Origin of the sequence: Stenotrophomonas sp. FR024, from assembly GCF_047500745.2 — a bacterium.
GTDB classification, from domain to species: Bacteria; Pseudomonadota; Gammaproteobacteria; order Xanthomonadales; family Xanthomonadaceae; genus Stenotrophomonas; species Stenotrophomonas maltophilia_A.
On record NZ_JAXAXM020000012.1, the window covers coordinates 93,075 to 110,585 of the forward strand.

General features: G+C 63.7%; 20 protein-coding genes and 1 pseudogene. 7 read left to right on the forward strand and 14 right to left on the reverse strand.

The window, feature by feature from the left end:
• Positions 1–94 precede the first annotated feature (94 nt).
• Positions 95–988 (forward strand): mechanosensitive ion channel family protein, encoded by an 894-nt coding sequence (locus ACMZ91_RS14220; RefSeq protein WP_049462143.1) that lies wholly within the window; start codon positions 95–97, stop codon positions 986–988.
• An 87-nt stretch (positions 989–1,075) separates the two neighbouring features.
• On the opposite strand, the gene ACMZ91_RS14225 is transcribed toward ACMZ91_RS14220, so the two are convergent.
• From ACMZ91_RS14225 to ACMZ91_RS14245, 5 genes are all read right to left on the reverse strand, one after another.
• Positions 1,076–2,191, reverse strand: a complete 1,116-nt coding sequence (locus ACMZ91_RS14225; protein ID WP_049462155.1) for an alkene reductase — start codon at positions 2,189–2,191, stop codon at positions 1,076–1,078.
• 139 nt (positions 2,192–2,330) lie between these two features.
• Entirely contained in the window at positions 2,331–3,206 is an 876-nt protein-coding gene (locus ACMZ91_RS14230) for an EcsC family protein (RefSeq protein WP_049462142.1), read from the reverse strand.
• 159 nt (positions 3,207–3,365) lie between these two features.
• Positions 3,366–3,938, reverse strand: coding sequence for an oligoribonuclease (gene orn, locus ACMZ91_RS14235; RefSeq protein WP_049462141.1), 573 nt, complete (start codon positions 3,936–3,938; stop codon positions 3,366–3,368).
• A 74-nt stretch (positions 3,939–4,012) separates the two neighbouring features.
• Positions 4,013–4,537 carry a tRNA adenosine(34) deaminase TadA gene (gene tadA, locus ACMZ91_RS14240; protein ID WP_032129512.1) on the reverse strand — a complete coding sequence of 175 codons (525 nt, stop codon included), beginning with the start codon at positions 4,535–4,537 and terminating at the stop codon, positions 4,013–4,015.
• A gap of 75 nt (positions 4,538–4,612) precedes the next feature.
• A complete protein-coding gene (locus tag ACMZ91_RS14245) occupies positions 4,613–4,972 on the reverse strand; it encodes a winged helix-turn-helix transcriptional regulator (protein ID WP_032129513.1) in 360 nt (119 codons plus the stop codon).
• 78 nt (positions 4,973–5,050) lie between these two features.
• Between ACMZ91_RS14245 and ACMZ91_RS14250 the strand changes: the two genes are divergently transcribed.
• The 3 genes from ACMZ91_RS14250 (at position 5,051) to ACMZ91_RS14260 (ending at position 6,589) form a co-directional block, all read left to right on the forward strand.
• Positions 5,051–5,818, forward strand: coding sequence for an NAD(P)H-dependent oxidoreductase (locus ACMZ91_RS14250; RefSeq protein ID WP_134950669.1), 768 nt, complete (start codon positions 5,051–5,053; stop codon positions 5,816–5,818).
• Positions 5,819–5,886: 68 nt separating this feature from the next.
• Positions 5,887–6,324: an acetyltransferase gene (locus ACMZ91_RS14255; protein WP_049398283.1), complete on the forward strand. Its 438-nt coding sequence runs from the start codon at positions 5,887–5,889 to the stop codon at positions 6,322–6,324.
• 58 nt (positions 6,325–6,382) lie between these two features.
• Positions 6,383–6,589, forward strand: a complete 207-nt coding sequence (locus ACMZ91_RS14260) for a hypothetical protein (protein WP_005410107.1) — start codon at positions 6,383–6,385, stop codon at positions 6,587–6,589.
• A gap of 21 nt (positions 6,590–6,610) precedes the next feature.
• On the opposite strand, the gene ACMZ91_RS14265 is transcribed toward ACMZ91_RS14260, so the two are convergent.
• Positions 6,611–7,117, reverse strand: a complete 507-nt coding sequence (locus tag ACMZ91_RS14265; RefSeq protein ID WP_049462139.1) for a GNAT family N-acetyltransferase — start codon at positions 7,115–7,117, stop codon at positions 6,611–6,613.
• A 258-nt stretch (positions 7,118–7,375) separates the two neighbouring features.
• On the opposite strand from ACMZ91_RS14265, the gene ACMZ91_RS14270 reads away from it, so the two are divergent.
• The 3 genes from ACMZ91_RS14270 to ACMZ91_RS14280 are packed head-to-tail and all read left to right on the forward strand — an operon-like array spanning position 7,376 to position 10,051.
• Positions 7,376–8,032 (forward strand): hypothetical protein, encoded by a 657-nt coding sequence (locus ACMZ91_RS14270; protein WP_495497668.1) that lies wholly within the window; start codon positions 7,376–7,378, stop codon positions 8,030–8,032.
• 40 nt (positions 8,033–8,072) lie between these two features.
• Positions 8,073–8,726, forward strand: a complete 654-nt coding sequence (locus tag ACMZ91_RS14275; RefSeq protein ID WP_414577166.1) for a hypothetical protein — start codon at positions 8,073–8,075, stop codon at positions 8,724–8,726.
• Positions 8,723–10,051: an XVIPCD domain-containing protein gene (locus ACMZ91_RS14280; protein ID WP_414577168.1), complete on the forward strand. Its 1,329-nt coding sequence runs from the start codon at positions 8,723–8,725 to the stop codon at positions 10,049–10,051. The genes ACMZ91_RS14275 and ACMZ91_RS14280 overlap by 4 nt, the downstream gene beginning before the upstream one ends.
• 54 nt (positions 10,052–10,105) lie before the next feature.
• Here the strand turns inward: ACMZ91_RS14280 and ACMZ91_RS14285 are convergent, their stop codons facing one another.
• From ACMZ91_RS14285 to ACMZ91_RS14320, 8 genes and pseudogenes are all read right to left on the reverse strand, one after another.
• Positions 10,106–11,374, reverse strand: a complete 1,269-nt coding sequence (locus ACMZ91_RS14285) for a hypothetical protein (RefSeq protein ID WP_414577169.1) — start codon at positions 11,372–11,374, stop codon at positions 10,106–10,108.
• 97 nt (positions 11,375–11,471) lie between these two features.
• Positions 11,472–12,476, reverse strand: coding sequence for an XVIPCD domain-containing protein (locus ACMZ91_RS14290; protein ID WP_414577171.1), 1,005 nt, complete (start codon positions 12,474–12,476; stop codon positions 11,472–11,474).
• A 57-nt stretch (positions 12,477–12,533) separates the two neighbouring features.
• Entirely contained in the window at positions 12,534–13,070 is a 537-nt protein-coding gene (locus ACMZ91_RS14295; RefSeq protein ID WP_010484878.1) for a hypothetical protein, read from the reverse strand.
• Positions 13,071–13,802: 732 nt separating this feature from the next.
• Entirely contained in the window at positions 13,803–14,351 is a 549-nt protein-coding gene (locus ACMZ91_RS14300) for a DUF4189 domain-containing protein (protein WP_080356529.1), read from the reverse strand.
• A 39-nt stretch (positions 14,352–14,390) separates the two neighbouring features.
• Positions 14,391–14,831, reverse strand: a pseudogene (locus ACMZ91_RS14305) (TrbL/VirB6 family protein); the annotation flags it as partial.
• Positions 14,832–14,873: 42 nt separating this feature from the next.
• Positions 14,874–15,422, reverse strand: coding sequence for a DUF4189 domain-containing protein (locus tag ACMZ91_RS14310; protein WP_080356582.1), 549 nt, complete (start codon positions 15,420–15,422; stop codon positions 14,874–14,876).
• Positions 15,423–15,744: 322 nt separating this feature from the next.
• Entirely contained in the window at positions 15,745–16,284 is a 540-nt protein-coding gene (locus ACMZ91_RS14315; RefSeq protein ID WP_080356581.1) for a DUF4189 domain-containing protein, read from the reverse strand.
• Positions 16,285–16,323: 39 nt separating this feature from the next.
• Positions 16,324–17,469: a TrbL/VirB6 family protein gene (locus tag ACMZ91_RS14320; RefSeq protein ID WP_010484868.1), complete on the reverse strand. Its 1,146-nt coding sequence runs from the start codon at positions 17,467–17,469 to the stop codon at positions 16,324–16,326.
• Positions 17,470–17,511: the final 42 nt, after the last annotated feature.

Sequence of the window (17,511 nt, forward strand, 5' to 3'; positions counted from 1 at the left end):
GATGCCGATAATCTGCCCGCATGCAACCCCGCCTCTGCGGGGTTTTCATTTTTTGGCGTTCTTGAGCGCCGCGCCCGTTCGACAAGGAGCCCGCATGATTGCCACTGCCCCACCCGCCCCCGCCGCAACACCCTGGTTCCACTCGCTCGATTGGGAACGCCTGCTGGAGACCTACGGCGTGCCATTGCTGGCCGCGATCGTGGTGCTGCTGGTCGGCATGTGGGTGGCGCGACGCCTGTCCAACGCGATGCCACGCGCCACCGCGCGCATGGGCGTGGACCCGATGCTGGGCAACTTCCTGCGCAACGTGGTGTACGCCGCGTCGCTGGTGATCGTGGTGGTACTGGCGATCGGCACGTTGGGCGTGCAGATCACCCCGCTGCTGGCTGTGCTCGGCACCGCCGGGCTTGCGGTTGGCCTGGCACTGAAGGATTCGCTGTCCAACATCGCCTCCGGCGTCATGCTGGTGACGCTGCGCCCGTTCCGCGTCGGTGATGTAGTGACGGTGGCCGGACAGACCGGCACGGTGCGCGAAGTGCGCATCTTCCAGACCGTCATCACCGGTGCCGACAACCAGCACACCACCATTCCGAACACGCTGATCACCGCTGCGCCGATCATCAACCTCACCGCCGAGCCGACCCGCCGCGTCGAACTGGTGGTGGGCATCGGCTATGAAGACAACATCCAGCTGGCGCGCGACACCGCGCTGGCGCTGATGAAGGCCGACCCGCGCGTGTTGCAGACGCCGGCACCGGACGTAGTGGTGTACGAACTGGGCGCGCACGCGATCAATCTTGGCATCCGCTGCTACGTGAAGTCGGCCGACTGGTTCGGTACCAAGGTCACGCTGCTGGAACAGCTCAAGCTGGGCTTCGACAAGGCCGGCATCAACATCCCGTATCCGCAGCAGGACATGCACCTGTACCTGCATGGCAAGGATGGCGGCGTGGTCGAGGCCGACGCGCTGGTGCGCGACAAGCCCTGATCCCAAACAGAAATGCCGGCCAGCGGCCGGCACCCACCCCATCTCCATACATCGGTAGTGCCGTCCGCTGGCCGGCAGCCTCCGAGATCAGGCGGTGACGCTTTCTTCCAGCGTCGCGTAATCGGTGAACCCGACCGCACCACCGCCGAAGAACGTTGCGCGATCCGGCGGGTTCAGCTCCGCCCCCAGACGCAGGCGCTCGGGCAGGTCCGGGTTGGCGATGAACGGGCGACCGAAGCCGATCAGGTCGGCCCAGCCTTCAGCCAGTGCCTGCTCGGCGCGCTCGGCGGTGTACTTGCCGGCGTAGATCAGGGTGCCTGGGTAGACCATGCGCAGCGCCTGCTTGAACGCCACTGGCATCAGCGGTGCGTCATCCCAGTCGGCTTCGGCGATGTGCAGGTAGCCCACGCCCAGCGCACCCAGCAGGTGCGCCGCGGCCAGGTAGGTAGCCTGCGGCGTATCGTCCACCGCGCCCTGCAGCGTCGTCAGCGGCGCCAGACGAACACCGACGCGGTCACCACCGGCTACTGCAGTCACCGCCTGCACGACCTCGCGCAGGAAACGCAGCCGGTTCTGCAGCGAGCCGCCATAACCGTCGCTGCGCTGGTTGGCCTGCGAGTCGATGAACTGGTTGATCAGGTAGCCATTGGCTCCGTGCAGCTCAACGCCATCGAAGCCGGCGGCCAGCGCATTGCGGGTGGCCTGCGCGTAGTCGGCGATGATGCCCGGAATCTCGGCCTCGGCCAGCGCGCGCGGCATCGAGTGCTGGATCATCTCGCCCACGCCCGCTTCCGGGCCGGCGCCGGTGGGGTCGACAAACACCTTCACGCCCTCGGCCAGCAGCGCCGACGACGACACCGGCGCGGCACCACCGGGCTGCAGCGCGACGTGCGAGACCCGACCCACGTGCCACAACTGGGCGTAGATGCGACCGCCGGCAGCGTGCACGGCGTCGGTCACCTGGCGCCAGCCCTGCACCTGCTCGCCACTGTGGATGCCCGGGGTCCAGGCATAGCCCTGGCCCTGCGGGCTGATCTGGGTACCTTCGCTGACGATCAGGCCCGCGCTGGCCCGCTGCGCGTAGTAGGCGGCCATTTCCGCGGTGGCAACGTTGCCGTCGGCAGCGCGCGAGCGGGTCATCGGCGGCATGACGATTCGGTTGGGCAGGGTCAAGGCGCCCAGGCGGTGGGAGGTGAACAACATGGCGGACATCTCTTGCGGGGGGGGTGCCAGCAAGAATGGGGACCGCCTGCGAAAGGCAACAGGCGTGTTATGGCAAAACAGTTGTGCCCGGCAGGCAAGGATGGCCTGGCATGAAGGCTCATCCATGCATGGCGTGGATCTACTCCAGGCGGGGTTCTATCCTGATCGTGCCATGCGCTACGCGGTCATAGCAGGTGCGCACCACGTCTTCGCCGTACTTGCGCTCCAGCCGGCGCACGATGAAGTGGCCGCGCGCCATGTCCTGGTAGTAATCGGTGAACATCGTATTGAGCGTCGCACCGGCAGCGGCACCCACGATCGGCACCGCCTGTGCGGCGAATTTCTCGGTGACCACCACGCCGAAGCGCGCCGCCACCTTCTCCACCATCTTCGCCAGCAGCTTGCCGGCTTCCTTCGGCGCTACGCCCAGGGTCAGGTCGCGGCCGGTCACCACGCGCCCGGCCAGCTCGGCCGACAGATGGCGCATCACATCGGTGGTGAAGCCCCGGGCCAGGTAATAACCAGTTTCGCTGGCGTCATCGCGCGGCGAGTTGCCACCCAGCGCGAACACCTCCAGGCAGGCCTGGCGGGTGCTGAACTCGGACAGGTCGAAGCCCTCGCTGCGGGCCACGTCGGCCACCGCGCGCATCATGATGGTGGTCGACACCGGCAGCTCGATGAACAGCGCGGCAAAGCCAAAGGCGCCGCCCACCGCACCGGAGGTCGCTGCGGCCAGCTTGTGCCAGCGGGTGGACGCCCCCTTGCCGGGGGTGTTGTCCATGCTCCACAGCGCCGCCTGCGCCGACTTGGTCAGCGCCGCCTGCACCGCGCCGTGGATGCGGTTGGAGACCGAGCTGGGCAGCGCCTTCACCGCGAACTCCAGCGGCGTGCCGACCAGATTGGCCATGCGCGCGGTCAGGGTCGGCGCTTCCAGCAGGGTCACCGCCCGCTGCAGGTCAGACCAGTCGCGGGCGTCGTGGGCAATGTCGCGGGGAAGCAGGATGGGCTCGTTCATGGCGCCGATCTTAGCGCCAGGGAGTTGAACGGAGGGTAGTGCCGGCCGCTGGCCGGCAACCTGATACACCTCACGAAGGCCGCTGAATTGCCGGCCAGCGGCCGGCACTACCAGTTCGCGTGTCACCCGGTAGCGCCGGGCCATGCCCGGCGTCGTTGTTCAGGCAACCGGCAGCCCCGACAGCGCGCCCATGAACTGGCGGTAGTGACGCAGCTCGGCGATGGAGTCATGCACATCGCTCAGCGCGGTGTGGTTGCTGTTCTTGCCGACGCCGGCGGCCACGGTCGGCGCCCAGCGCTTGGCCAGCTCCTTCACCGTGGACACGTCCAGGTTGCGGTAGTGGAAGTACTTCTCCAGCCGCGGCATCTGGCGGTGCAGGAAGCGGCGGTCCTGGCAGATGGAGTTGCCGCACATCGGCGACAGGCCGGCCGGGATCCACTGCGCCAGGAAATTCACCGTCTGCGCTTCAGCTTGGGCAAGGGTCACCGTGCTGTCCACCACACGCTGCCACAGGCCCGAACGGCGGTGCTGGTTGCGGTTCCACTCGTCCATCGCTTCCAGCGTTTCCAGCGGATGGTGGATGGCGAATTCCGGACCTTCGGCCAGCACGTTGAGCTGGGCGTCAGTGACTAGGGTGGCGATCTCGATGATCGAATCGTTGTCGGTATCCAACCCGGTCATTTCCAGGTCGATCCAGATCAGTCGTTCGTTGGCCGCGCCGTTGTCCGCCATGTGTCGCCTCGTTGCTGGGCAGGCGCGCGGCCTACCGGTGATGGAAAGAGGCACCCATCATACCCGTTCGCCCCTCAGCCCTCGCTGGCGTGGTCTTCCAGCAACAGCGGCGGCTTGCCACGCTTGGCGCGGAAGTAGTTGGTCAGGCGCATGCTGGCTTCCTTGGCCAGTACCCCACCGTGGATCTCCACCCGGTGGTTGTGGCGGGCATCGCCAATGAGGTCGAACACGCTGCCGCAGGCACCGGTCTTGGGGTCGCTGGCACCGTAGACCAACCGTGCAACGCGCGCGTGCACGATCGCCATTGCGCACATCGCACACGGCTCCAGGGTCACATACAGCGTGCTGCCAAGCAGGCGATGGTTCGCCAGCAATTTTCCGCCCGCCCGCATGGCCACGATCTCGGCGTGTGCGCTGGGGTCATGCGAGGCGATGTTGAGGTTCCAGCCCTCGCCCAGCAGTTGACCGTCGGCACCGACCAGCACTGCACCCACCGGGATCTCGTCGAACTCGCGTTGTGCGCGCTCAGCCAGCGCCAGCGCGTGGCGCATCCAGTGTTCGTCGGTGTCGTGCACCGGCACACCCAGGGCGTCGGTCATGGCGGTTCTCGCGTGTCTGCAGGGCCAGGATGGCCGCCGGGGCCGCATTGTACGCCCGCAGCCGTGCAGGCGCCGCTAGCGCGCGTCGAAGCGCTCGCGGGCAGCGTCCAGCGCCGGGAAATTGTGCTCGGCCCAACGGTCCAACGCGGTCAGGGTGTCTACCAGACTGCGCGCAACCTCGGTCAACCGGTACTCCACGTGCAGTGGCTTGCCGCCCAGATCGCAGCGCTCGATCAGACCGTTGCGCTCCAGCTGCCGCAGGGTCTGGGTCAGCACCTTCTGCGAGATGCCTTCGATCTTCCGCAGCAGCGCACCATTGCGTTGCGGGCCCTCGGCCAATGCCGGCAGCAGCAGCATCACCCACTTGCCGGAGATCAGTGCCAGCGCATCGCGCGCCGAGCAGTCGGCGGCATAGACATCACCGGGAAAGGCCATGGTTACCTCAAAGTGCGTAATTGCCGGAGCATGCCGGCATCGCGAGGATGGTCGCACACTCCACGAACACCTTGCCCCATGCGCGCCCTGATCCTGCTGGCCCACCCCGAACCCCGTTCCTTCAATGCCCACCTGGCCATGCAGGCGGCCGAGCAGCTGCGGCACAACCATCTGCAGGTGGACATGGTCGACCTGTATGCAGAAAGCTTCGATCCGCTGGAAGCGGCCTGGCACCATCCACGGCGCCTGCAGCCCGAGCGCTTCGATGCCCAGCGCGAACAGCGCTACAGCGCCGAACACGACCAGTTGCCCGCCGATGTGCGGCATCACCTGCAGCTGCTGCAGGCCGCGGACCTGGTGATCCTGCAGTTCCCACTGTGGTGGTTTGCGGCGCCGGCCATCCTCAAGGGCTGGCTGGACCGCGTGCTGGTTTACGGACCGATGTACAACAGCCGGCAGCGCCACGAGCGCGGCGTGATGCGCGGCAAGCGTGCGCTGCTGAGCGTCACCACCGGCTCATCGGCACGGGCGTGCGCGCTTGATGGCCGCGAGGGTGACACCCGGTTGCTGCTGTGGCCGTTGATGTACAGCCTGCGCTACGTCGGCTTCGAGGTGATGGAACCGCATGTGGTGCATGGCGTGCGCTCAGGGCTTGCAGCGGAACGCGTGCAGGCCCACGACGAAGCATTGGTTGCAGCCACCCTTTCCTACCGCGAGCGACTGTCGCGATGGCGGCAGTGGCCGACCGTGCCCTTCAACAACAGTGAGGACTTCGAGGATGGTGTGGCGCTGCGCGCGGAAGCGACTGCCTACAGTCCCTTCATCGGCCATCGCAACGCCGGATGAATCCGCACCTGCAAGCACGGCCGGAAAGCTTCATACTGCGCATTCCTGTCAAGCACCTTGGTGAACACATGAGCACCCTCCGTCCCTCTCGCGCCGACGACGGCGCCGCCCTTGTCGATCTCTGGCGCCGCGCCGTCGACGCCACCCACGACTTCCTCAGTACCGAAGACCGCCAGGCCATCGATGCCGAAGTGGCCGCTTTCCTGCCGCAGGCGCCGATGACCGTCGCCGTCAATGCACAGGACCAGCCGCAGGGATTCATGCTGATCGACGGCACCCACATGGAAGCACTGTTCATCGATCCGGACGTGCGCGGCACCGGTATCGGTCGGCAGCTGCTGCAGCACGCACTGGCCCTGCACCCGCAGCTGAGCACCGACGTCAACGCACAGAACGCGCAGGCCGTGGGCTTCTACCTGCGCATGGGCTTTGTCGAAACCGGTCGTTCGCCGCTGGATTCGCAGGGCCGCCCGTATCCGCTGATCCACCTTCGGCATAAGGCCTGACATCCGTTGGCAGCAGCTGCGTGTTAGCGTGGCTGCTTTCGATCAAGGAATGCCGTACATGGATGGTGCAAAAGCCCTGTTGACCCTGTTTGCGCTGGGCATCAGCCTGGTCTGGATCCTGGTGCCGTTCGCCATCTTCGCCGTGCGCAACCTGCTGCGTGAGGTACTGGTCGAGCAGCGTCGTACCAATGAACTTCTCGAGCATATCGGCGGCTACCGCATTCCGAAACCGCAACCCGAACCGACCGTCTGGCGCGCGCCCTGAGCGGGGCACGCCCGCCGTGGCTCAGGCTGTCGCCTCGAAAGCCGGTGAGTACTGCACCTCGCCCTGAGCCAGCGGAGGCTGCAGGCAAAGCGCCTGGAAGTACTCCGCCGGCACGCCCGGCAACACCAGGCCCGGCTCGGCACGGAAGCCGAAGCGCCCGTAATAGGCCGGCTCGCCCAGCAATACACAGCCATGCGCACCCTGCTGACGCAGTGCTTCAAGTGCGGCGCGCATCAGGGCCGCACCGATGCCCTGCCCCTGCCACGCGGGCAGTACCGAGATCGGGCCCAGACCAAACCAGCCCGTGCTGCCATCGCTGACCGTCACCGGCGACAGGGCAATGTGACCGACCACCTGGCCCTGAGTTTCGGCGACCAGCGAAATGCTCAACTCCCCGCGGGTGCGCAGGGCGTCGACGATGAACTGCTCGGTGTGGCTGCTGTGCGGGGCTTCGCGGAAGGCGGCCTCGGTGAGTGCATGGATGGCGGCATGGTCGGCCGTGGTTTCGGTGCGGATCATGCAGTTCAAGAGAACGCCTTTGATAACGTGATGAATGCGTGAATTATTGATTTACGTCGCAGATTCAACCGCGAACAGGCCCTGCCAGCAAGGCCAACGCGACACCCGGATCCCCTGTGCTGCAGTCGATTCGCCGGAATACACCGCATCGGGCGCGTCAAAAAGCCGTCGCGGCGGTGGCACTGCGTTCCCGACACGCTCCATAATCGAGAAACCTGTCACCCAGGAAGGATATATGGACATGGACGCACGATGCAGGATCAGGCCATGGGAGTAGCGCTCCCTGAAAGGAAAAGGCAGCCGCTGCTGGCGTTGCTCGCCCTTATCCCACTGGCCGCATGCTCGCCCTATGCTGATGCCGAGCGCGACGTCGCCGCTGGTGGGCGCGGCCTGGCCAAACTCAACCCATCACCGCAGCAAGGCTACGAGCTGGTGCTGACACTGAAGGATGCCCCCGGTCCCTTCGCGGTGGTCGAGGGCGTTGCCCAGTACGACGTCGGCAACCACAAGGACTGCGGCCGGGTCCTGAGGGCGACCGGTACCGCCAGCCGTATTACCAGCCAGGAGCTCGTCACGCTGCGCAAGGTCGGTGAGAACGAGTACCGCGGTACGTTCTACCTCGACCGCATGCAGGACCAAGACTATTACGATCGCGGCGTCTGTCATTGGACACTGACCGGAGTCGGTGCGATGTTGCGCGCTACGACCGGCGAGGCGGATACGCGATTCCTGACGTTCATCGACAAGGAGCGCATGGAGAGCGACTCACCTCTTACGCTTTATTACCCAAACCTTATCTATCCGCGCGCCGCCACTGTCGCCAACTTTGGCGCCAGTGGCGAGGAAGATCCGTCGGGGTACAGCGAAGATCTGCGCAACGCGCTGTTCTCAACCACCACCACTGTGCAGAAACTCGTGCCATGAGCTGCCAGTTCAACCATCCCTACCCCCAAGGAGGCCGACATTGCGCCACAAGATGATCCCGTGCCTTGCTCTGCTTCTATTGACCGCCTGCAATCCGGAGACCGCCATGAACCAGGAACGTGCCGCTGCTGAAGCCGATGTCGCCCAGGGTGGGCGTGGCCTCGCCAAGCTCAACCCCAGCCCGCGCAAGGCCTATGAACTGGTGCTGCGCCTGAAGGATGCCCCCGGTGATTTCGCAGTGGTCGAAGGCGTAGCGCAGTACGACGTCACCAACGAAGACCAGTGCGGCCACATCGAACCAGCCACCGGTACCGCCGCACGCATCACCAGCCAGGAGCCGGTGGAACTGCGCAAGGTCGCTGATGGTGAGTACCGGGGCACTGTATACATCGACCGCATGCTGGACGAGGATTACTACGGTCGCGGTGTCTGCAAGTGGGAGTTCACCGGTGCAGGCGCGATGCTGAAGGCGACGGGGGCCGAGGGCGAGACGCGCTTCCTTTCATTTATTGAAGCAGCGCCATTCGTCAAAGGCGAGACCGAGACTCGCCACTATCCTCGTTCGGACTATCCGCGCGTGAACGAGATTCCGGACTACGGCGCAAGCGGCCAAGAAGACCCCACCAAGTTCCGCCCTGAGCTGCAGAATTCACTGTTCTCGGCTTCACTTGAAGCCAATGAGGTCCGCCAATGAGCCTCAGCAGCCAAGACTACGCGGGCATTTCCGACGACGTGTACAAGGACCGTGCGGTCGGTCGACGCGCTCCTGGCAAGGAAGAGCTCGTAGCGATCAACGGGCATGAGTACAAGATCCTCGAGCACGTCGATAATCGACTGAACGGCTATCAGGGAACGATCTACCAGCGAGTCGACACCCATGAAATTGTCGTCGCACATCGCGGCACCGAACAGATCGCACGCGATGCAATTCTGACCGATGGTGGCATGGTCGTTGCCCGCACCAACGTGCAGGCTCCGGACGCCATCGCGCTGACTCAACGCGCCCTCGCCTATGCCAAGAAGGAAGGGCAGGATCTCGGACAACGTCCGCCCGAAGTTACCGTCACAGGCCACTCCCTCGGCGGTGCCCTGGCCCAGATCACCTCGCACCACTTCAACGTCAAGGGCGAGACCTTCAATGCCTACGGCGCGGTCAGCCTCAGCTACCGCATTCCGGAAGGCGGCAACACCATGATCAACCACGTCATGGCTTCCGATCCGGTCAGCGCCGCCTCGCCGCACTTCGGCCAGGTCCGCATCTACGCCAAGCCCGATGAGATCAAGACGCTCGCGGCAAATGGCTTCAGCAATCACGCCCTGCGTGATCTGATTCCAGACCGTCCGATCATCGCGGCCACCAGTTCATTCGGCGCGCACAAACTGGGCAACTTCCTCGACGAAGGCTCGGTGCTGAAGCACCCGGAAACGCAGAAGCTGGCGAAAGACAACGCCAAGATGATCGAGGAGTACCGCGACGACGTGGAATCACTGCGTCGTGGCGTCACCCGCGCGGCACGCGGCATCCCTGGCGGCGCCATCGATCTGTACGACCACATCCGCGGCCCGCTGCAGCCCGGTGAACCAGCACGCCGCGAAGCAGAGAAGAACGGCCATCACACCAGCATGCTGCGCATGGACGATGCCAATCACCTGGGCAACCCGCTGTTCAACGACGCGATCCGTGGCGTGCATGCGCAGGACGTTCGCGTCGGCCGCGTGCCGGATGTGATGAGTACGCAGTTGGCCGGTAGCCTGGCGGCGGAGATGCACGCTGCAGGCGGCAAGCGCATCGACGAGGTGGTGATGAATGCCGATGCTTCGCGCAGCTTCGCGGTGCAGGGCCTGGGCGGCGACCCGGCGCATCTGCGCGTGTCGGTGGACACGGCCGTGGCGATGAACACCCCGCTGGAGCAGAGCAGCCAGCGCATTGATCAGCAAGCCGCGGGACAGCGCCTGGCACAGGACCGCGATCAGCAACTGGAACAACAGCAGAACCAGACCCGCAGCATGCAGGCCTGATGAACAGCGCGGGAGCCGGTCATTCCGGCTCCCGCGTCACTTCGGCCCTCTGCCTCAGGGGCTGGAGGCCGCGACCGGCGCGGACGCACCGGCGGTCACGAACAGATCCGGCCCGGAATCCGGGAAGCCACCACAGGCGCGATCGCCCGGTGCTACCGGATCACAGGGCCACTGCGCCCGCGCGACCTTTTCGCGCAGCTCGAAGCGATCCCCAGTCCAGACCACGAAGGCCAGGTGCTCGCGGTTCCAGTCACTGTAGGCACGCGGACCGCCCTTCTGCGCTGCCTCCGGGTACTGCACGAACCACCGCATGGCCGGGCCGTACTGCAGCTTGCTGTGGTCCAAGCTGATCCGGCCGTCGCGCGACAGCTGCCGCGCACGATCGGCCTCCGTCACCTGGGGCATGGCCGGCATGGCGTCCGCGGTCACATCCCTCGGCGCGGCGTCCCCGCGAACCTGGTACACACGCTGGCCCACATAAGCCTCGCGGCAGTCACCCGCTGGCACACGTACCGGCTCTGCGCCGTACTCATCACGGTTGGCGACCCGGTCGCTGCAGGTGAACGGTGCCGACACCAGGTAGAACGTGCTGTCGGCGTCGCGTCCTTCCAGCGAGCGCACCCAGATGTCGCCCATCCGCGCGATGAAGTCCGGGCGCTGGCCGTAGCCCGGCACCGCCTTGAACCAAACCTTCTGTTGCACCTCACGCTCGCGCCAGCTGCGCGGCAGGTGGATGTCCTGCTGGGGCAGCGCGACCAGCAGCGCGGCCAGATGCGCCGGCATCGTGCCCTGGCAGGCGCCGATCAGCAGCTCGCCCTGGGCCGCCAGCCGCCCAGCCAGATCCACCGGGCAGCGGGCACCAAGCGCACGCTCGGTCGCCTGCTCGGGCGGCAACGGCATGATGACCAAGGCGGGTGGCGCGGGAGCTACCACCGGGACGGCTGGCTCGACGACGGCAGGCGGTGCAGCGACAGGCGCCGCCGTTGCGGGTGCAACCGGCACAGGCGTCGGGTCCGCAGCCGGCGCCGGCTGCGCGTCCACCACAGGTGTCACAGGGGGAGTCGCGGCAACCCGTACTTCGGGAGCCGGTGCCGCGACAACAGCTTCGGCCGCCATGGGTACTGCAACGGGCGCCGTCCCTGCAGGCGCTTCAACGGCCGCCTCGGCAGCGGGGGGCGTCTCCACGACGGGTGACGCGGCCTCCTGAGCCTGTGCCGACGCTGCGGCGAGTCCAAGTGACAGCAGCCAGAGCGGCGGCAGGCGGCGCACGGATGCACTGCAGTGGGCGGCGGCGTGCCGGGCATTCGGGGGAACGATTCGCATGTGGTGTCCTTACGAGTGGGTTTCCATGTCGGCGCCACAGGGCGCCACGCGTCGTACGTAAAGCGCCTGCGGGCACCCTGCCCGCAGGCATCAGGTGCTACAGGGATCGAGAACGCTGCTCCTGCTCGCGGGCAAGCGCAGCCGCCGGGTCCTGCTGGGCGACGCTGGTAGCCAACTGCTGGCTGCTCTGCGCCAGTGGCTGCTGCGCCGCCTGTTCGCGATCGACCGATGCGCGCAGCATGGCCGGATCGCCCAGCCCACCCTGTACCGCAAACAGCGTGCGACCGTCATTGCCGGCCAGGAGATGATCGATGCGCGACAGGCCGGCTTTATGCGCCCCCAGCGCCAATGCGCCAGCGGTATTGTCGAGCTCTTGTACGCTGCGCAGTCCACTCTGTGCTCCCATCTGCTGCAGGCGTCGGCGTGCATCCTCGAACAACGCGTTGCCGGGCTCACCGGTCTGCGACATGTCTCGGGGAACACTCTGCGCCGGCGCACCGACCTCACCCCGCTCCAGCCGCGCCATCACATCCGGCGTCAGCTTCTGTTGCCAGACCTCGAAGCGTTGCCGGCGAGCCTCAATGCCATTGAACGCGCCATTGAGCGCATGCGTTGCCTCGCGCACATCCTCGCGCGCCGCCTCCGGTACTCGCGTCTGCCACTGCCACACCGCAATACGGCCTGCGTGCTCGGGCTGCGCGGCCAGTTCCGGCTGATTCACCAGATCCAGATCCAGCGCTTTGCCGGCACGCTCGTAATTCTCCTTGCCGACCAACGGCAGATAGCCGCGGCCGTGGTACTTCAATGCGTCGCCGGGCACATCATTGCCCATGCGTCCGCCGTACATCAGCTCAGCCAGGTTTTCCGGGCGGCCACGCAGCGCTTCCTGGCGGGCGCTCTCCAACGCAGCGTTGCCATTGCGCCACGCAGCTTCCACCGGGATCTGCGAGATTCCCCGGGTGAAGTTGAAACTTTCATTGAGCCGGCTCAGGCCGCGCGACTCGTGCCCTGCCTGGGCCATGAAATTGGCCAGTTCAAGCGGGGAGTCGATGCCGGCTTTGGTCGCCTGCCGCAACAGCTGCGACTCTCTATCGGTCGACACAGTGCAACTCCTGAATCTTCATCAGCGCGGATTCCCTTCCGCCGGTTGGAGCTTGGCTCATGGAAGCGACACCTCCGCGACACTGGACGGGTCGAAGTCCTCGAACCGCACCCTGCCCAGCTCCGCCACCGAGTAATCCCGGATGTTGGTCGCTTCGGTCTCGATATCCACGACCTTGCGTCTCACCCCGTCCACCCAGCAGGCCTTGTCCGCGGGCGCATAGCGGAACCGGTAGGTGCTGCTCCAGCGCTCGCGGCTACCGCCGTTGGTGATCACGCTGAAGGTGCCCTCCTCGACCATTGCATACGCAAAAGGGTCGCCGGCCAAGCCACCTCGGGTGGAACACGGCACCAGCTTGTCGTTGCGCGCGGCCAGCTGCCAGCGCCCGCGCCCGTCACCGCGTAGCAACAGCAGCACCCGGTTCGGTCCGTGTTGGCCGGGCACCAGCCCTTCCGGCGTCGGCTGGTCGATGACCAGCAGCTGATACTCGATGCCATCGCCGTTGAGCTCGCCCCTGACGGCTTCCAGCAGGTTCGCACCGGACGGAACAAATGCCAGGGCATCGTCCATGTGTGCGCCAACCCTGTCTTCCATCCCCTCCCACTCCTTCAATATCGTCCCGCCGATGCTCGCGTCGTAGGCGGGCATAGTGGCGTTGCCCAGTCGCGCCAGTCACCCTGCAGGTGCGGATGATAGCTCCGGGAGCACCATGGCAGCGTCGGTGGCATGCGTCACCCGTTGAGCGGAGGGACAGGGTCCTCATGGACGGGAAAGCTCCTGCAATCGTAGCGCCGAAGCGCCATTTTTCCGGCGCCAGGAGAGCTTAGCGCGAGGAGGTCGCTTGCGTCGAAGAGCGAAAGCTTGAAATGGCGCTACCAGTCACAGAATCGGGGACCGCATCCACGAAGCAAGACGGGCGCAGGCGGCGCAACACCCCAAAATCGCCTGTAGCTTCACATGCAGTTGTTGAATGCCAGAGGACAGGCTTTCGCATCGGCGTCGATACATTCTCCCACTGCCTTTTCCTCCGCCTCGGGCAGCGTCCGGCCGCGTACGCCTGATATCTCTTGAAAAGTGGAATAGCACACGCGACGTAGACGGATCTGCATTGTGCTCCCGCCGCAGCTCTGCAGTCGCGCAAGGCAGTCCAAGTTGCCCAGCTTACCGTACTAGCATTAACGTATTTCGTCCCAGTGAACATCAGCGCAGTAGAAGAGACTGATGAGACACATTCAGCCGGAAGTAGGCGCGCAGCATTTTATGCAGCGGCTCTCCAACGACAACATTCTTCGAGACTATACCAGCGTGCCCGCCGACACATTTACATCAAAATTCTTCAAAAATAGGTTTGGTACAGTTTTCATACAGCACCGCGCACTTCCCGCTCACATCATTCTTGCACTTGGAGTGCGCCATTATCAGCGCCATTTCCGGCGTAGCACCACGCCCCAGCGCCGACATTCCACGACCCGTCTTCCCACTTGGAATGACCCAAGCCACACACTGATTTCGATACGCCAAACTGACGGAGCAATCGGCGGCACCCGTTGAACTGCACTTCCGCAACGCCTCTTGCTCTGCCGCTAGCTGTGATCGAAGGCCGGTCGATGCTCCTGCGTCCTGAGTAGACCGGGACTCGGCGATTGCCCCCCAAGTCTTTATCCACCGCCCAGTCGGAGAGTTTGCGGGCAACTCGGAAATCCCGCCACTCGATGTGCTACTCGGTGCGCCACTTGGAATGGGGGCACAACCTCGGGCGCCCTGACCTCCAATCGGGTAGTACCCTGGCGGACAATTGCCTTCAGCAAAGGATTGATACGCCACGCCCAAGATCAAAGTACTGGCGAGAATCGCTTGCGATACAAGAATTTTCATCGCCCGCCACCTCCACCTTTATCGTGCATATCGAACTCGCTATGCAACGCTGCCATTCGCATTTCCTCCAACCCCAGACGATGGTGGCGGAGAGTCAAGGCACCCTGCAATCTCGGAGTGACTGCAGAACCTACACCCATCGGTTGAGATTCGTGAGTCGCCGGTGCGTTCGGCTTGTATTGCCCCCCCGCCCGTCGAACCCGGCGGCTGACCATTCGGGCCCGGCGATGCCGGTACTGCACTACCGCCAATCTGCGAATATGCCATGAAGCTGCCCAATGTTCCCTGGAAGAACATCGCCGCCATCGGGCGGCGCAGTCAGAGAATCAGCATGGTCAGGATCAGGCCCATGCCGCCTTGCTGCAGTGCCATGCTCGACATACCTTCGCTGAAATTCTCACCCATCAGCGTACCCGTCAACGTGCTTCCCCAAAAGGCGAACGCAACCTTGGACACCATCTTCATCGCGATGCCGGTCACATCAATGGACCGGAATATCAGGGCGCGACATAAGCCTGCAACTTAGAACTCATCAAATATCGGTTTACTGCAGTCCGAATAGATCTCTTCGCAATATCCCGGCTGATCATTCTTGCACATGGCTTGCGCGTTGAATTTTGCCCTTTCGGGCGTGGGACCAGATCCAATCCCGGCACGACCTGCGCCAGAACGCCCCCTTGGAATGACCCACGAGACACACTGATTTTGATACGTGAAGCTAACCGAACAATCAGCGGCACCAGCTGATCCGCATTTTGAAATTGCCTCACGAGAAGCCTCCTCCTTGGATCGCTTACCGACAGAGGTGCCCGCGTCCTGAGTCGTTTTCGATTCAGCAATCGCCCCCCATGTCTTGGTCCATCGCCCAGTAGGAGAGTTTGCGGGCAATTCGGAAATCCCGCCACTCGATGTGCTACTCGGTGCGCCACTTGGAATGGGGGCGCAACCTCGGGCGCCCTGACCTCCAATTGGATAATACCCTGGCGGACAATTGCCTTCAGCGAACGCAACTTCGGTCAATGAGACGAGAAGAAAGAAGAAAAGAATCACCCATTGCTTTGCTCCATTCATGAAACTGTCCTCACCCCCTTCTCATTGGACCAGCTAGACGGCACCGCGATTGACATTTCCTTCGTCTCATAGATCGACTCAGAACAAGCGGAACAGGCCGCTTTACATTGCACTCCATCAGAGCACATACCGCGCGAAGCCGGCAGCTCCAGTCGCTCGATGAAACACACAAGGCGCTGCCGCTTGAGTCGTAACGCGGTACAGCACCACACGTGGCGCCCCTCACGCCCTATCGCTCGTAGAAGGCGAATCGCCAATAGCGCCCACCAGCGGCTATTTGGCATGGCAATTTCCGAGGCCATCAATTAACTATTTAAGAGAACTAGAACTCCTCAAAAATCGGTTTCGTGCAGTTGGCATAGAACTCCACACATTTTCCTGGCTGATCATTCCTGCACATTAACTGGGCCACAAATAGCGCTCGCTCCGGCGTGGGCCCACCACCCACTCCCGACTGCCCGCCCCCAGAACGCCCACTTGGAACGACCCAAGAAGCGCACTGATTAAAGTAGGCCAAATCGACCTTGCAGTCACGCGCTCCTCCCGATGCACACTTGGAAAGAGCCTCTTGCTCTGCCAGCTCTTTGGCTCTCTTTCCCGTCGACACTCCTGCGTCTTGAGTGTTCTTGGAAGACGCTATCGCCCCCCAGGTTCGCACCCACTTGCCAGTAGGACTGGCAAGCTGAATCTCCGCTGTGGTACCACCTCCACTAGCGGCCCCGGGTATAGGCGCACACCCCCGTGCCCCTTGCCCCCCAATCGGGTAGTAACCAGGAGGGCAATTACCTTCGGCAAAGGATTGATATGCCACGCCCAAGATCAAAGAACTGGCGAGAATCGCTTGCGATACAAGAATTTTCATCGCCCGCCAACTCCACCTTTATCATGCATATCGAACTCGCTATGCAACGCTGCCATTCGCATTTCCTCTAAGCCCAGACGATGGTGGCGGAGAGTCAAAGGCACCCTGCAATCTCGGAGTGACTGCAGAGCCTACACCCATCGGTTGAGATTCGTGAGTCGCCGGTGCGTTCGGCTTGTATTGTCCGCCTCCCGTCGAACCCGGCGGCTGACCATTCGGGCCCGGCGATGCCGGTACTGCACTACCGCCTATCTGCGAATATGCCATGAAGCTGCCCAATGTTCCCTGGAAGAACATCGCCGCCATTGGGGGCGCAGTCAGAATCAGCGTGGTCAGGATCAGGCCCATGCCGCCTTGCTGCAGTGCCATGCTCGACATACCTTCACTGAAATTCTGACCCATCAGCGTGCCCGTCAACGTGCTTCCCCAGAAGGCGAACGCAACCTTGGACACCATCTTCATCGCGATGCCGGTCATCGCTGCCAGAACCGCCATGGAGAACATCGTGCCTATGCCGTAGAGCAGCCACTTCTGGAACAGCTGCTTGGTCTGGTCAAACAGCAAGCACAGGATGAATAATGGCCCCAGGCCGATGAACAATGCCAGCGCGACCTCATACAGCAAAAGCATTGAGCCAGCCGTGACTGCCGGACCACCCGTGCCCATGCCAATGAACCACATGGCACGGGTCTTGGCGTTGTCCAGCGTCACGTCGCTCATCACGTCCAGCGCGTCAACGCTGGATAGCGCCAGCTGCATGTAGCCCAGGTTCTCATCGATCAGATCCTCCGGCGAGTCCTTCTTCCCGGTCACGACGTAAGTAATCTCGTTCTTCACGTCATTGATGAGAAAGCCATGCATCTCGCGACCGAACATACCCATGGTCGTGGCAACCGACACGATCAGCGCAGCCTTGGCCATGTTGGTCACGAGCACCATCATCGAATCGCGGCTGCGACCGGTGGCGATCCGGAAACCCTGAATCAGCACCCAGAGCGTCATGAGAGTCAGTGCAATGCCACCGACCCACGCCATCATGCGTCCAAGCAGCTTGACGCCGTACTCCGCGATTTCCTTATGCAGGTAATCGAGGATCAGCCGGAAGAACACAAAGTCACCAATTGAGGATGACGCGTGCAGATTCTGCAGCATGTGCAGGGGGCCTTGCCCCAACATGCCATCCATCAGCCCAAGATCCATAACTTCACCTAGAATGTGATTGCAGCT

Excerpts from the sequence above, each read along its gene's own strand:
- ACMZ91_RS14225 (WP_049462155.1), bottom strand. The coding sequence starts at position 2,191 with ATGTTGTTCACCTCCCACCGCCTGGGCGCCTTGACCCTGCCCAACCGA.
- tadA (WP_032129512.1), bottom strand. The coding sequence starts at position 4,537 with ATGACCGACGCCCTGGGTGTGCCGGTGCACGACACCGACGAACACTGG.
- ACMZ91_RS14220 (WP_049462143.1), top strand. The coding sequence starts at position 95 with ATGATTGCCACTGCCCCACCCGCCCCCGCCGCAACACCCTGGTTCCAC.
- ACMZ91_RS14255 (WP_049398283.1), top strand. The coding sequence starts at position 5,887 with ATGAGCACCCTCCGTCCCTCTCGCGCCGACGACGGCGCCGCCCTTGTC.
- ACMZ91_RS14250 (WP_134950669.1), top strand. The coding sequence starts at position 5,051 with ATGCGCGCCCTGATCCTGCTGGCCCACCCCGAACCCCGTTCCTTCAAT.
- ACMZ91_RS14245 (WP_032129513.1), bottom strand. The coding sequence starts at position 4,972 with ATGGCCTTTCCCGGTGATGTCTATGCCGCCGACTGCTCGGCGCGCGAT.
- ACMZ91_RS14315 (WP_080356581.1), bottom strand. The coding sequence starts at position 16,284 with ATGAAAATTCTTGTATCGCAAGCGATTCTCGCCAGTTCTTTGATCTTG.
- ACMZ91_RS14320 (WP_010484868.1), bottom strand. The coding sequence starts at position 17,469 with ATGGATGGCATGTTGGGGCAAGGCCCCCTGCACATGCTGCAGAATCTG.
- ACMZ91_RS14260 (WP_005410107.1), top strand. The coding sequence starts at position 6,383 with ATGGATGGTGCAAAAGCCCTGTTGACCCTGTTTGCGCTGGGCATCAGC.
- ACMZ91_RS14230 (WP_049462142.1), bottom strand. The coding sequence starts at position 3,206 with ATGAACGAGCCCATCCTGCTTCCCCGCGACATTGCCCACGACGCCCGC.
- orn (WP_049462141.1), bottom strand. The coding sequence starts at position 3,938 with ATGGCGGACAACGGCGCGGCCAACGAACGACTGATCTGGATCGACCTG.
- ACMZ91_RS14280 (WP_414577168.1), top strand. The coding sequence starts at position 8,723 with ATGAGCCTCAGCAGCCAAGACTACGCGGGCATTTCCGACGACGTGTAC.
- ACMZ91_RS14300 (WP_080356529.1), bottom strand. The coding sequence starts at position 14,351 with ATGAAAATTCTTGTATCGCAAGCGATTCTCGCCAGTACTTTGATCTTG.
- ACMZ91_RS14310 (WP_080356582.1), bottom strand. The coding sequence starts at position 15,422 with ATGAATGGAGCAAAGCAATGGGTGATTCTTTTCTTCTTTCTTCTCGTC.
- ACMZ91_RS14285 (WP_414577169.1), bottom strand. The coding sequence starts at position 11,374 with ATGCGAATCGTTCCCCCGAATGCCCGGCACGCCGCCGCCCACTGCAGT.
- ACMZ91_RS14295 (WP_010484878.1), bottom strand. The coding sequence starts at position 13,070 with ATGGAAGACAGGGTTGGCGCACACATGGACGATGCCCTGGCATTTGTT.
- ACMZ91_RS14270 (WP_495497668.1), top strand. The coding sequence starts at position 7,376 with ATGGGAGTAGCGCTCCCTGAAAGGAAAAGGCAGCCGCTGCTGGCGTTG.